Here is a 15,232-nt window from a genome sequence, read left to right as displayed (position 1 = left end):
TTTAAAAATATCGTCATTATTTTCTATCAAATCACTATCATATAATCTACTACGTAATGCGAGATTATCAACATCTTATTTTTACTTAAATCTAATATAACTCTTCTACTATCATATTTCATTCGTGAAAGGTTAGGGGTTTAAAAATAAATCTCTTATAAAATGGGGAGTAAAAAATTAAATAGTTAAACATTCATCTTTTAATTATGCAGTACAAATGGATTGCCTTAAGCAATACGACAATTGGAGTATTAATGGCTTCAATAAATGGTACAATAACGCTAATCTCGCTACCTGCAATATTTAGGGGTATTAACATTAACCCCTTCACCTCATTTCAATACCTATTATGGATATTAATGGGATATAATGTCGTCACTGCATCCTTCCTAGTATCATTTGGTAGATTATCCGATATATTCGGTAGGGTTAGATTGTACAATTTAGGTTTTCTGGTTTTCACAATTGGTTCAATTCTTCTCTTCCTAACTCCAAATACTGGTAGTCTAGGTGCATTAGAGTTAATAGTGTTTAGAATTGTACAAGGAATAGGTGGAGCCTTTCTCTTCGCAAACAGTGCTGCAATAATCACAGATGCATTTCCATACAACGAGAGAGGTAAGGCTTTAGGAATAAACCAGATTGCCGCTTTAGCTGGATCCCTTGTTGGGTTAATATTAGGTGGAATATTATCCATAATAAATTGGAGATACGTATTCTTGGTTAGCGTCCCAGTAGGTATACTAGGTACAATATGGAGTTACACTAAACTGAAGGAAATCTCAGCGCCAAGTAGGAGTGAAGGTATAGATTGGGCTGGTAACTTGACCTTTGGTTTAGGATTAATTTTGATCCTAATCGCAATAACTTATGGATTACTACCTTATGGTAACTCCCAGCTAGGCTGGGGAAACCCATTCGTAATCGCATCAATGATAGCTGGTTTAGGATTAATGGGGGCTTTCATCTATGTGGAGACTAAGGTAAAGTATCCCATGTTCAGATTGGAGTTGTTTAGGATTAGAATGTTTGCAGCTGGTAATTTAGCTAGTTTTCTAAGGTCAATAGCTTATGGTGGGCTAATGATAATGCTAATAATATTCTTACAAGGGATATGGCTTCCATTACACGGCTACAGTTATGAGGAAACTCCGTTCTGGGCGGGCATATATACTATACCGCTAATGATAGGATTTGTCACTATGGGGCCAATTAGTGGTTGGCTTTCAGATCGGTATGGGGCTAGACTTTTGGCAACGTTAGGCATGGTGATAGTGGGTATAGGATTTCTTCTCTTAACCTTATTACCTTATAATTTCAACTACGTGGAGTTCGCTGTTATAATATTCCTAATGGGGTTGGGAAATGGGATGTTCGCCTCTCCTAACACTGCCTCAATAATGAATTCTGTACCACCTAAATATAGGGGAGTTGCATCAGGAATGAGAGCTACAATACAAAATACCGGTCAAACGTTAAGCATGGCGTTATTCTTTACCATAGTCATTATCTCATTAGCCTCAACGTTACCTAGTGCGTTAGCTAATGCTGTCACTCAAGCCGGAGCTCCTCAGTTAGCGCCGTTAATGCAAAAGATACCGGTAACTGGTGCTTTATTTGCTGCATTTTTAGGATATGATCCAGTTAAGACAATTATCTCGTCACTACCTCCAGGGATTAGTGTACCAGCCCAAGCAGTTGCAGTAATGGAGCAACATGACTGGTTCCCAACGGCAATTGCACCATCCTTTATGATAGCCTTGAGAGACACTTTCTACATTAGTGCAGTCTTGACGTTTATTGCGGCTATTGCCTCAGCCCTAAGAGGTAGAAGAGTCATTGCAGAACAACAAGATGGAGGTGTGACAGATGCAAAAAGTAGATGAAAGGCTACAACTAGTTAGCACTATAGCCAAGATTTATAGAGGATTAATAAGGGAGTTCAACAATAGGTTAGGTAAGGTAATGGATTTATCCTATCTGGACTTCTCAATACTTAAGGCAACATCTGAGGAACCTAGATCCATGGTTTACTTAGCAAATAGGTATTTTGTGACGCAATCAGCAATAACTGCGGCAACTGATAAACTTGAGGCAAAAGGTTTGGTAAGAAGGGTAAGGGATAATAGGGATAGAAGAGTTGTGTTGGTTGAAATTACTCCTAAAGGTATGGAAGTGTTAGAGAATGCTAATGAGCTGCTTAGGAATTTGGTTAACGAAGTTTTAAGTGATGTGAATAATGTTTCAGAACTCTTGGAAGGGTTAAATAAAATACTTATTAAAGTGGAAAGGTCAAATGGGTAATATCATTCTCATAAGAGAAATCTACCTTTATCTAACTTGATTCTCTTTTTATACCATTTAAGACTAAAATATTTAAACCACTTTATACAACGTTATATTTAACAATGAGTAAAAGTGAATAAAAACTCTATATTGTCATTGTATCTGCAGTATTGGTAACGATTGTAGTTTTGGAGTTGTTGAACTTTAGTACTGTAATCTTCTTGTACGCTAAGTACTTTGACCCCCACTCCATTAACGTATTCTTCAAGGGAAAGCTTTTTCAAAAAACAAATAATAGATAAAACCGCATTTGACGTTATTCATTGGAAAAACGTATATCTTAGGGATTTAACTGGGAAAAGTGACCTTGCGAAAGGTAATAACTCAAAATATGAACTAAAAGAGTAAAAAAGTAATTTACCTTTTATATTTTGATCTTGTAAGATTTAATTACACCCTTAAGCGTGTAAATTATAATTACGGCAGCAGCGAAACCCGCAACTACATCGCCAATCATTCTAAGCCATACTATTAAATCTGGAATAGATAGCAGATAGAATAGTGTACCTTTTGCCGCCCAATAACCTACCCTTAAAACTGTAGCCAGTTGAACAGCCCCTAATGCCCATAAGTCTATTCCTTGCAGTATGAAACCAATGGCGTAAATCAGTATCATAATTCTCAACGTCTTTAGCTCGTTTTCTTTAATCCCATTTGATAAATACAATGCGGCAATCCACATTAAAATGGCAGTTAAACCCCACACTAATGGGAACGCTAAATGGGCATGAGCCATGGTAAATTGTAGTCCATGGACGTAATAGTTTATCATTGGAGCGTTCAATATTGAAGCCCCACCAATAATCCCACCTACAAATCCCCCTCCAATAGCTGAGATTAAGGTGGTAGTTACTAACGTCTTTTGAAATTCGGTCTTAGCTTCACCTCTTCTCCACAGCAAAATTGCGTAATAAGTTAAGAAGAGAATAGGGATAACCTCTAATATAGCTGCTGATGCTCCCAAGTACATCCAGAATAACGGTTCACCTCCAAAATAATAATGATGTGCAGTACCTATCATCCCAGAGAGTATTTCGCTAACGGAATCTATACTCGCTGCCATCGTAGCTAGGCTTGGCGGTACTAAATTGTTGACAACTAAAAGTATTAATACTACTGGTATTACTATAGAGGGCCAGAACCCCTCAACGAACGAGTGTATCATAATCCATAAGAAGAACTGGTCTTCGGTGAAGTTAGGCCATGGAGCAATTATTGGTAATGATCCGAAGATTGCACCTATTCCAGATCCCAAGAGACCTATTGCAGTAATCCTCGTTAGTGGTCTTAAAGGTTCCGCGGTTGACTTTGAAGCTTTGAAGAATAATGAGGAAGCTAAGAAGAATATTAGAGCAACTAGGAGCAACCAGAAGGTACCTTGATCAACGTCATTTGGCTTTCCTTGAGCACCGAAAATAAACCAATAGGGTGATGGGATTAATTGATTATAGGAGAACAATATTCCTAGAAGCAGACCCACTCCGGCAAATAACGTTAAGCCTAAGATTGCAAAGGAGAGCTTTCTGGATAAGGGAACACCCAGATATGGTAACGCAAAGATTGAAAAGGTAATCCATGTAAGTGCTATCCACACCACTGCCATGTTTAAGTGCAAGGCCCTAGTAACGTTAAAAGGTAGGAAGTTTATTAAACCTAATATTCCCTCTGGATCTACGTAATAATGCATGGCCAAATATCCTAACAAACCTTGTATACCCGCGAGGACTGAGGCGAAGAATACTCCTATCAAGCCTATCCTTTGTGATGCAGATGGTGGAGGAAGGGGGACAGATATTCTTGGATCTCTCCAATGGTCAAGTATTTTTAGACTAACGTAGCTCACCATTGAAACTAAGACTGCTAAAAGGACGATTACCATTATCCACGTTGATAGGCTAACGTTTACGGATGGTTGAGTTTGTTGAGGCATGTAAGGAAAACCGTTAGTATATCCTAGGAGAGAAACCATCGCACCCCATAAAATAAATGCCGTTATATTTCTCAAATCGTTGGGATTCACCAAGTTAGGCTTAAGTCCATAGTTGGAGGAATTGTTGTACAAGATATTGTAAAGCTCATTGTAAAGGGTGTTGTAAGCTTTTACGTAATCGTTGGACACTACCCATTTACTTGTCTCTGAATCAGTTATGGAGGAGTAAGCTTGACCATCTACCTTTATCGTAGGTGGATCTGCAGTTTGATTTATAACTTTTAAGGCTAGAGCAGTAAAATCAGTTCCGTAATAACCTCCGAAGCCCCAAAAGCTACCGTAATCGAATAATCCATATTTCTGCATTAGTACCTTTCCGCTTATAACTTCACCTCCCGTAAATAATACAGTACCGTTTTCGGTTTCAACTACTGATGGAATTGGAGGCAAATGCGTTAACGTATAACCAGCTAACGCAATGTAAACTACGTATACAAGGACTGTCGCTACTAACACTAAGTTTGACCAAACGTCACCCCTAATTCTTTTGGCCATATTTTACTCCTCAAAGATAATAAAAGGAAATTTATTGATATATCCTAAACCCCTAATAACTAAGGTGTACTAAGAAATAAAGTGCAACATAGTTTAAATAGGATCTTTTAAATCTTGTAAAAAGGTAAATAATCAAAGGTAAAAATTTATTATACATTTAAAAGAAAATAGAACTATCTATTGACTACAAAGATAGTTTGTATTGTGTAATCTAAGAATTGCTTAAGCGCTATGCCTAACAGTTTTGTATACTCCCCTTTACTGTTTGCTAGAATATCCTCAATTAATTTAGGAACCCAGCTTACTATGTGCTCTTTTATAAACTTTCTAGCTTCGTCTTCTTGTTCTACGAACAAGAGGAATGATACGAATTCCAACTCCGTAGATATATGATCAGCTAGTTGTTTCTTTGGATAAATACCATATTTGATGTACTCTTCTAATACTCTTTGTGCTGAAATGCCATACACAGTTCTCTCCCTATACCACGATTCGTAAGGTGGACATTTAACGTGTTTGTAATCATTTATAAAACATGAAGTGAATTCTGTAGCTACCTTATCATAGTTACTTTCTGCCAATTGAATTATTTGTTTTAATGTATTGTAATATGGCTTGTCCGTTATCTCCTCCACAAGCCCTTTAACTTCTTTAATATATCTAGGGCTTAAAAATAAAAAGGAAAAGATCTTGAAATCCGTAGACAGAGACTTCATCTTAGATCACCTCTAGGTTTAAATCTTGCATTAAATGAAAATTGTTTATGAAACGCGTACTCTGCCCTATGCTTTGGGCATCTCTCCAACCACTCATCTTCACAGGAAGCCCCCTTTTCAATCATTATTTTCTTAACGTGATTGAGACTTTTCCTCGAACCTATTGGTGCTCCACAAACTCTACATCTAACTAACTCATCGCCCACTAATTTCCTTACCTCTTTGTTAACGCTTTTACTCTTTTCCACCTTAATAACCTTAGTAAGAGCTGCTATATTTGGAGGAATCTCACTTGTTTTACCTTCTTCTAATTTGCACGATTCTGGGCAAACATTGACGCATACATTACAGCCTATGCATTTCATGGGATCAAAGTCTATTTCTTCCACTCCACTATCCCTTCTGAGCTTTAGTGCTGATGTGGGGCACCAATTAACGCAGCTTTCACATAAAGTACATCTGTTATTATCAATACTCACATCAAATAGTATGTATGGCAGTTCATCACTTATGTTTCTTCTAGCCTCAGCCCTATTGAAAAATGATTGTGGAGTAGTATTTAGTTCCTTTGTCTCTTTTGCCTCAATTTTTTTAGATGGGGAATAAAAGCTGATTCCTCCTATTCTCTCATTATATTCCTTGATCACTTCAATGAAATGCTTTAGATTATCTTGTAATTCACATCCTGGGCATTCAAAGGTTAAATTCCCACTGCTTCTCAATAATACTATATCTACCTCTGATAGCATTGCTAAGCAAGGTATCTTGACTCCTCTATTTTTAGTATTTTTATAGCATGTAATCCTCTTTTCCCCTTTTACCTTTGCCAATTCAAAAATCGAATTTTGGGAAAGTGATGGAAATTGTATGGCACTAACTGGGCATGAAGCTGAGCATAAACCACAAGATGTACATTTTGTGTAATCAATATTTACTCCAGTTTTCTTATCAACTTTAATAGCATTGTAAGGACATGAAAACTCACATACATTACATGCCTTATATAAGCCATTACAATATTCGCTAAGGTAAATTGGCTTATCAACCTTTTTAACCTTTTTTACTTCTCCACGTAAAAGACTTCGTCTATCAATGGATTTTATCTCTTCAACTGGAGCCAAATCTGCTAGCCAAGCGTTTTCTAGAACTACTTTGTTGTACTCTACCTCTTCCTTACTACTATCCTTGTCAACTATCCTTACCAGCAAGGGGTTTAGCCCTAGATCTTCTGAAATTTTTTCCCTATCAATTCCATCTCCTATAACGACTAAGGCCTTGACATTAACGTTTTCCTTTTTCAACTCAGATGAGGGCAAAACATCTACTCGGTATTTAATAAGGGGTGAATAAAAAAGGGATGTCATATGACTTCACTTGAATATAAGGTGTCTTGCCTTTTCATCTTCTTCTAACGGTAATAATATTACGCCCAATGTGTAAATCCCAAGTAATAGTAGTACTGAGCCAATGAAGAATACTATATCGTAGAACGATATATTGAATGGTAGGAATGTCCACGATGGACCGTTATTGAAAACACTGCGCAATTCGTAAACCCAGTTGGAATTTGATGGAGATATTGGTGAGACTGAATAATACCACGTTATTGATTGAGGTATAATATCAGCAATCGTAATTATCGAGAACATTCCAAGCAATGTGAATATCGAAGATGTTACTAACATATGGCCACTTCCCTTCTTATATGCAACCCCGTAAAGGATTATTGGAATTATCACACCAACTAGTACTCCACCTATTAGAAAGACTACACTATATGGCCCAGAAATCATAAGCTCTGCCCAAGGTGAAGTTTGCTGATTCGTTGCTGTTAACCATAACCACCACAGTAGTGAGAAACCTACTGCTATCGTAGCTAATACACCGTCTCTTCCTAGTATTTTATACACGTCATGTATACTCAAACCATTTGGATCTTCTTTAACTTTTCTAAATCTACTATATAATGGAGTCATAAATGATAGCATCGCAATACCTGAATAGAATGATAATATGACGAATAGCATCGACATGAATGGACCGAATTCGTAGACCCATGTTGATAAGTAACCGAACACTGAGCCTAAGTTCGCATCCAATATTAACTCCATTAGTATTGCATAACCAACTATTAATATCAATACTGATTTAGATGATAGCCAAGCCAAGAGTCTGCTAATAGGGTCCTTATATTCCCTTCTCTTCTCCCCTATTAGGGCTAGTATTTCTAGAATTATACCAATACCCACAAGTGCGTACAGTACACCGTTCCAAGCTATTCTTGAGGTATCTCTAAAGCTCGTGTAAATATAGATAGCTTCTCCAGGCTTATAAGTTGATGCAAAGACCATAATCCAACCCGGTATTAGTACAGCTAGTGCTATCCACTCATTTCTTAATGAGATATTCTTAAACGGATTCTTTTCTGGATGATTCTTATTAAATAGTTCATATAGCGAATTGTAAGTGCTAACGCCAGTACCTATAACTCCGAAAAACATATAGCCAATTACTAAAAGTCCCCAAGGTATTGGCTCGCCATTAGGCTCAGTAAATGTCACTAGGCCATTAGCCCATGACATGGGATTAAAGCTCATACCATAAAGTAATATCCCTCCTCCAATTATTATGAATATTATAGTCCAAGCTAATAGGAATTTATTCATGAGTTACCACCTCCTCCCCTACCTAACTGCCTATTAAATACGTAAAAAACTTTAGGTTGAACGTTTAATTCCGGATTCAATACTACTGCTTGCCCAGTATTAACTAATATACTAACCTCACTATTAGGATCATCAAGACATCCAAATACTCTGGCATGACCCGGACAAGTTCTTACACATGCAGGAGTATAAGTGCCTTCTGGTGCTGTACCGTAGCAGAAAGTACATTTATCTACGTGAGGAACCACGTGTATTGAATTCAATCCAAAATACTCCTTGGACTTCTCAATATCCTCGTAAGTGTAGAAGTATCTAGCACCGTATGGACATGCCTCAACACAGTAAAGACATCCCATACATTTATATTCGTCAACCACTACAATACCTCCAGGGACAATTTGGGTAGCGCCAGTTGGACATACATAATAACATGGCGGGTTTTCACATTGCATACACAATCTAGGTACGAAGACCCTCTGAGTGTTGGGATATTCTCCTAATTCTAGATCTTCAACATGAGTTCTAAATAGACCTTGCCAAAATGGCGTTTGATTCTCTATTGTACACGCAGCCACACAAGCATCACAGCCTAGACATTGATCTACCTTAACCACGAATCCCCAGTGTTTACAAGGTTGAGTATTCCCAAATTGCATATATGGGTTTGAAACTTGTGTGGACATAAGGGATCACCCTAATGTGGAAACATTACCGTATGAGACGTATTGTTGCCAATCACTTTGAGAAGCGGAATTGTTAGGAGTGGTAACTTTAGCTTGTTGTGAAGGTAATGTGTCTGGAGTTCGCACACTTGCCAATTGTGTTGCAGCTTGAATCTCATCAGGCGTCGCTTTCCTAACCCTAACAGTGAATTGCTCATTCATGTGATAACCACCTAAAGGATTTCTACCTGGTGTCCACATTACTGATACTGGCTGATTGCCAAACTCGTTTACAGCTTTGGTTGCAGTAGTTAATGCTGGGTTCCTCTGACCAAAAGGCTCTGGTACTCCTATTGTATCTGGTCTTATCCACTGAGTCAAATGGGCTCTAACAATTAGTTTAGGTATACTACCATCTGGGTTTGGTAATTTCCATCTTTCGATAGCGATCCAATCTCCTTCGTTAATTCCTAATTGTGATGCAGTAGTTGGATTTATCCAAGCCCTCATTAAGATATCCTTATGGTAACTGTCAGAAGCAATAGCCATTAGTAATGGATTGTCAGTGCTAGATGTGTAAGCGAATTGTGGGATCTTATACTCTATGAAGAATAGTTCTGGTGGTGCTGGTTTAAACGTTGGATTGTTATATGGTGTTGGTGGTGAGTGATAAACACCATCTTCAACTGCATAACCTCCATTCCAATTTGGTGGTATTTCAGCTATTATTGGATCCCATACTGGGTCATACCCATAATTCTGTATAACGTAATAGTATAATATAGTTGAATATATCTCAATTCTACCAGTTGGAGTGGCAGCTGGTAAGTCCCATGGTATTCTTTCATGGTTTGCAAAATAATCATCAACAGTCTTAATTACAATCACACCGTTATTTCTTAAGGTTTGTAATATTTGCTCTTTAGGCATGTTTACTTCCTCTGACAATGCGTTAAGTTGAGCCTCTCTCCACGCTTTTGCTGTAAAACTTCCCCATGGTGGATAACCGTTATTCTTCATTAAATATTGTTGATAATTGGGCATCTCTTGTTGTATAACTGATTTTAATGTATCTAAAGGTACCCCAGCGAACCTAGCCATCCATTGTATATAAGCGTCTCCAGCTTGGGGATTTAACATGTACGCAAACATTATGAATAAATCCAAACCGTTTGCGGTATTAGGCCATAACACTGGTATCGCTTGCCATCTGCCCCTAATTGCCCTATCCATGGCTGGGCCATCATCCCAGAAGAATTCATCTCTTTCTAGATAAGTTACATCCGGTAAAATCACATCTGCGTATAAACTAGCCTCTGTCGGTAGTATATCTATCATAATGTAGAATGTGTTCTCCAACACTTGTTTATACTCATCCCATTTGAAGTTAAATGGTGAACCTCCATAAGACATTGCAACTTTAGGTTTATAGGGTTGGCCATTCCAAGTAACTTGCCCCTTAATCGCGGCATATGATCCCGATTCTTCAAATAGTGTATAAGCTCCAGCTGGTTTCTTCCCTTGTTGCTTTAGAACTTGATTATAGGCATAGCTAAGTGCTGGAACACCAGTCATCCAGAATGAAGGGTTGTTATAAACGTATATGATAGGAAACATAGCGAAGAAAGCTCCTGGCAATTCATTGACTGGTAGTTGTTCCAATACCTCAGGCCTTTGTAATAATATACCAGGCTTCGTCTTCCCATTACTGACCATGCTATTATAAGCATTTACGACTTTCTCAATACCTTCTCTATATACTGCAGAGTACACCCAACCTCCTCTAATGTCTATGTTACCAGTTAACGCCATTATAATGGCGTAAGCTTTTCTAAATTGTACCGCTTGATCGTTGAAGAAACCTTTTAACCCGGTAATTATCGTCACTGGTTTCATTGTTGCGATTCTAAATGCTAACTCTTGAAGTTGTGATAGGGGAACGTCAGCAACTTGAGCCGCGTATTCAAGCGTGTAATTACTAACTTTTTGTGCAAGGAATTGGAATACTGTTTGTACTTGTTTACCATTATAAGTTAAACCTTGAGGGGTGTTCAATGCTGGCTTGATAAAATTACCATTAACGTCGTATTTATTGGTATTTGTAAACGGTGGTACCTTTACAATTTGCCCGCTTATCTCATCGTAAACGTAATATGCCTTTACAGTATCATCATCATAATCCTCCTCCAATAATTTCACAACTCCGTTCTCCTCATAGGCTAAGAAGGGAGCATTAGTGTAATATCTTACGAACTCGTCATCATAATAGTTGTTTTGGATTAAGTAGTTGATAATAGCCATAGCAATATACAGATCTGAACCAGGTTTTGCTGGAATCCATAGATTAGCCTTAGATGCTGCCTCACTCATCCTGGGATCGATTGCTATAACATACGCGCCGTTTTCTATGCCTTTTGCATACCTTATAGCCCTATTTACAAATATTCCTGCAGGAATTCCACTGGTACCCCATGCAACTATTAAAGAAGAATAGGCCATGTCATCCATCATATCAGTCGCGTGTAAATCGAATCCCCCTATTACGAATCCTATAGGCACTTGATCACTAAATAGACAAGTTTGCATTGGAGTGCCATTTATATTAGGTATTTGTGTACCTAGTGTGAACGGAATGAAATAGGGCTTGTAATTTGCGCATGGTATTCCACCTCCAATTAAAAGGAATTCGTATGGTTGTGGATTCAATTGTTTTATGCTCTGCATTATGTAATTAATTGCCTCCTCCCAGGTAGCCTCTCTAAAACTCCAAGTACCTTTTGGACCAGTTCTAATTAGTGGTGTCTTAAGCCTATCTATATTGTAAGTTCTGAAAATACCAGCTCTTCCTCTAGGGCAAACTTTACCCTCATTTAGAGGTGAGAGGGGATTACCATCAATTTCGAGAGCCCTCATATAACCATTTTTATATTCAGTTTCCACTAAAATATCACAAGTTGACGAACAAAACGCGCATATACTAGGTGCATAAGAATATTGCCAACCCGGTTGTAATTCTTCATTATCCACGGTATCCCGTGTGACGAATATGTTGAAATTGTATTTTGATGCGAAATAAGCAAGTCCCGCAACAACGCCAGCAGCGGCAGAAGCTTTCAAGAAGTCCCTTCTACTCAATCTAAAGCCTTTATTTTCTGCCATCATGTTATTACTCCATTTTCATACTTAAAAATTTTTGCAAAAAATGAGAAAAATGATAATTACAATAATTAAATAAGACCGTTAGATCGAAAATTCTTAAAAAATTGAATTATCCATATAAATTAAATTTCATATAAAAGATTAAAATTGATTCGACGTCATTAATGCAGGAAATTTGATTTATACATTAGATTTATTCAGTTGTAAAATTGCTTTAAGTTGGAAAATAGTCTACAATATTATTTTTCTAATGCTATTTCAAGTAAAATTTAAATTTTTGAAACTAGAATGGATCGTATGGAATATGAGACTATACTCAAGTTGTTCTCTCTTGTTTACATTATTATAATGATGGCACTTGATTTTTGGATATTTGATTTAATTTTAAGAAGGGAATACGTAAGGGTTAAGGGTTTGCTAATTCTTCTTTCGATAGTATTGATAATGGGGTTTGAGAGTTTGGCATTGGCTCAGCTTAATGTATTGCTTTTCATACTTGGATTACTTCTAGTGTTGATAACCTTATTCTCATCTTTTATAATAAAGGATTACACTATTAATGTTACTAGAAATTGGAAATATGGGTTATTATTATCGTTGGTCATAGTTTTCGATGAGTTAGCAATGGGTTATCTTTATGGTAGTTACTTCAATCCTTTACCTAATCCTTTACTTACCGCAGTTAACAATCCTGCCTATGGCGCAATGATGTTAGGTGATGCGATTTTCTTCCTCTATATATTGAGGAGAAGAAGCATTATGGAGTTCGCCATAACCACATTTGCAATATCCATGGCCTTCATGCCCTCTCTTTATTTAATGGACAGAATGCTTGAGTTCACAATGTCGCTTTTGACTTCATTTTTCATGATAGTAAACATAGTGTTATTGTATTTAACAGAGATGAAAATGTTGACATTTCAAGGACAATTGGTTGCAATCTCCCTATCCTTGTTCAACCTCCTAATGATGCTTGGTTTAACCTTTTTTGCTTCATTTAACGACTTACATTTCCTTACCCTATCTATGATTGCGTCAATGGTTTGGTATTTCTTTTTGATATTTTACAATGTTCCTGCTAAGAAAATCTCACCTAAACCTTTCCTCTTCCTCGTATTAGTAAACTTAACGGAATTGGTAATGGGTTTTGGAGAGAGTGTATTAGGGTTCAATCTGACTAACTCACTCTTCGTTAGTACGATGAACGGCGAGATGATGATGAGTTCACATATGATGAGATCGCCTTTCAGTAATCCGTTTTGGTGGCTATTCCCAATTAACCCTTTAACAATGATTATTATGACAACAATGAAGTACAATTTACTTGGTAAACTAGTAATGGTACCATTCATGACTGTAATGACAACTACCATGGCCCCATTTTACGTAATAATGATGGGCGCTGAGATGAGCTATTTAGTTTATGAGAGGTTCAAGAAGGTTAAGACAAGATATTTAAAAGCGTGGACTTTAGGTATTCTAACCGGGATACCAATATTCGTAGTTTTGATCCCTTACTATACAAACTATTACATTTTCGGAATGAGTGGTATGATATTTCCCGTGACTTTAACACCTTTCATTATTTCCTTGATCGTAATTGCATTATTTTCAACGCTATTTGGTAGGGGTGTTTATTGTAACATTGTTTGCATGTCAGCTCACATGTGGTCTAATGTGTTCTATGAGCAATTCTCAGCTAAGAAGAGCAGTAAGGTTTGGGATTACTTGAGGTGGATCTTTCTCGTGCCAATGATTGTTGCATTTTACCTTTACGTTATAAACCAACTAGGGAAGATTAATCTTTCTATTGATCCCTTGAACTTTTACGGCATGTTCACACTTAACTATATATGGTGGTTCTTCTACTTCTTGACACCAGTTTTTGGAATATATTCATGTGCTAGGCAAGGCTGGTGTGGTTTTGGTACACTTACTGGGATATTTAATAAGGTGTTGTTTAAGATAAGGGCGAAGGACGTTAATGCATGTAAGGGGTGTGTTAGCAAGGCGTGTGATGCTTCTTGCCCAGTCAAAATCCCTATAAGTAGTGATATCTCAGCAAAGGGTTATTCGAATAGGATAAGTTGTATTGGTTGTGCTAGATGTGTTGATGCTTGTGATAACCTAGAAATTGTTAATGTTCTAACTATTCTGAAAAATAGGGAAAGTAAAAGTTTTTAAATTAGTAATTAGAATATTTAATATGTCACAACAGAATACAGAATTGGAAGGAATCGGAAAATTAAGGGGTGGTTCTCTATTTATGATACTTTCTGTATTACTTGCGGCAATAGGAATTTTAGTAATTATATCCGCTGGCGTGTTAGGTGGAATGTTTTCAGTTGCGAGCGGAAACGTTGGTGGGGCAATTGCGGCTGGTATTGGCCTTTTGGCAGGGATTGCTATAGTAATACTAATTGGTGCTATCATAGGGCTAGTTGGCATATTGAGAATAAGGAGTGGTTTCAGTATTTTGAAGAGCTTAGGTAGGGATGTTGGTATAGGGGAAACTGGGACCACCCTCTATCTAGTAGGATTAATTATTATCATTATTGGAGCATTGCTTACATTTGTATTGATAGGAGTCCCAATATTGATTTTAGGTGAAATAATAGCACTGATTGGTGGGATACTAATTGGTATAGGGTTTTACAGGGTTGGTGAGCTATACAATGAGGGATTGGTCAAGATAGGTGGGATACTAATAATAATACCAATAGATATTCTTAATTTCGTAGGCTTTATTTTGGCATATGTAGGTCTAGGTAGAGTGAGACCATTGCCAACTCCTACACAACAGCCTTCAGTTCCCCAAGTCTATCAAGTTGGTCAAGGAACTATAAGGAATGATGGTTACGCTTATGTTACACTATACTCGTCAACCCCAGCTAACATTATCTCAGCGAAAATTGAGGGTGCGAACATTATGTCAAGTGCTATAAATCCTACTGTATTACAAATAGGTAATAACGAGGTAGCAATATTCTTTGGGAATATACAATCATTAGCTCCAAATACCACCTACATTATAACGTTAACCATAAACATTGGAGGAAATATAATTAACATATCTACAGCTGCAGTTTATCAACCATAATTTAGTAAATAATTATTTTTTAATCTTTATGTAATGGCTTTCCAATATAAATCTCTTCAAACAACTTTTTCAATACCATATTTGGATAAAACTTTTAA

Annotated in this window: 10 protein-coding genes; 4 read left to right on the top strand and 6 right to left on the bottom strand. The window is 37.2% G+C overall.

Features of this window, described 5'->3' with window-relative positions; all coding sequences use genetic code 11:
* Positions 1-206 precede the first annotated feature (206 nt).
* Together J5U23_RS07470 and J5U23_RS07465 are read left to right on the top strand one after the other, a co-directional pair.
* Positions 207-1,886 (top strand): MFS transporter, encoded by a 1,680-nt coding sequence (locus J5U23_RS07470; protein WP_218260165.1) that lies wholly within the window; start codon positions 207-209, stop codon positions 1,884-1,886.
* The gene (locus tag J5U23_RS07465; RefSeq protein WP_218260164.1) at positions 1,870-2,304 is read left to right on the top strand and encodes a MarR family winged helix-turn-helix transcriptional regulator; all 435 of its coding nucleotides are present in this window, start codon (positions 1,870-1,872) and stop codon (positions 2,302-2,304) included. Before J5U23_RS07470 ends, J5U23_RS07465 begins: the two co-directional genes overlap by 17 nt.
* A gap of 406 nt (positions 2,305-2,710) precedes the next feature.
* Here J5U23_RS07465 and J5U23_RS07460 read toward each other — a convergent pair whose 3' ends face one another.
* The 6 genes from J5U23_RS07460 to J5U23_RS07435 all read right to left on the bottom strand — a co-directional run bounded on the left by J5U23_RS07460 (position 2,711) and on the right by J5U23_RS07435 (position 12,034).
* Entirely contained in the window at positions 2,711-4,831 is a 2,121-nt protein-coding gene (locus tag J5U23_RS07460; protein ID WP_218267405.1) for a nitric-oxide reductase large subunit, read from the bottom strand.
* A 173-nt stretch (positions 4,832-5,004) separates the two neighbouring features.
* A complete protein-coding gene (locus J5U23_RS07455; protein WP_218260162.1) occupies positions 5,005-5,547 on the bottom strand; it encodes a TorD/DmsD family molecular chaperone in 543 nt (180 codons plus the stop codon).
* Complete coding sequence (locus tag J5U23_RS07450; protein ID WP_218267404.1) at positions 5,544-6,911, bottom strand: 4Fe-4S dicluster domain-containing protein; 1,368 nt, start codon at positions 6,909-6,911, stop codon at positions 5,544-5,546. Before J5U23_RS07450 ends, J5U23_RS07455 begins: the two co-directional genes overlap by 4 nt.
* 6 nt (positions 6,912-6,917) lie before the next feature.
* The gene (nrfD, locus tag J5U23_RS07445; RefSeq protein WP_218260160.1) at positions 6,918-8,213 is read right to left on the bottom strand and encodes an NrfD/PsrC family molybdoenzyme membrane anchor subunit; all 1,296 of its coding nucleotides are present in this window, start codon (positions 8,211-8,213) and stop codon (positions 6,918-6,920) included.
* Complete coding sequence (locus J5U23_RS07440) at positions 8,210-8,896, bottom strand: 4Fe-4S dicluster domain-containing protein (protein WP_218260159.1); 687 nt, start codon at positions 8,894-8,896, stop codon at positions 8,210-8,212. Before J5U23_RS07440 ends, nrfD begins: the two co-directional genes overlap by 4 nt.
* Before the next feature lie 6 nt (positions 8,897-8,902).
* Positions 8,903-12,034, bottom strand: coding sequence for a molybdopterin-dependent oxidoreductase (locus tag J5U23_RS07435; protein ID WP_218267511.1), 3,132 nt, complete (start codon positions 12,032-12,034; stop codon positions 8,903-8,905).
* Positions 12,035-12,331: 297 nt separating this feature from the next.
* On the opposite strand from J5U23_RS07435, the gene J5U23_RS07430 reads away from it, so the two are divergent.
* Together J5U23_RS07430 and J5U23_RS07425 are read left to right on the top strand one after the other, a co-directional pair.
* Complete coding sequence (locus J5U23_RS07430) at positions 12,332-14,218, top strand: 4Fe-4S binding protein (RefSeq protein ID WP_218267403.1); 1,887 nt, start codon at positions 12,332-12,334, stop codon at positions 14,216-14,218.
* Positions 14,219-14,240: 22 nt separating this feature from the next.
* Positions 14,241-15,134, top strand: a complete 894-nt coding sequence (locus J5U23_RS07425) for a DUF973 family protein (protein WP_218267402.1) — start codon at positions 14,241-14,243, stop codon at positions 15,132-15,134.
* Positions 15,135-15,232 lie beyond the last annotated feature (98 nt).

It is taken from the genome of Saccharolobus shibatae B12 (assembly GCF_019175345.1).
Classification (GTDB): Archaea; Thermoproteota; Thermoprotei_A; order Sulfolobales; family Sulfolobaceae; genus Saccharolobus; species Saccharolobus shibatae.
Note: the sequence above shows the minus strand (reverse complement) of the source record. Positions and strands in the feature narration are given on the sequence as shown.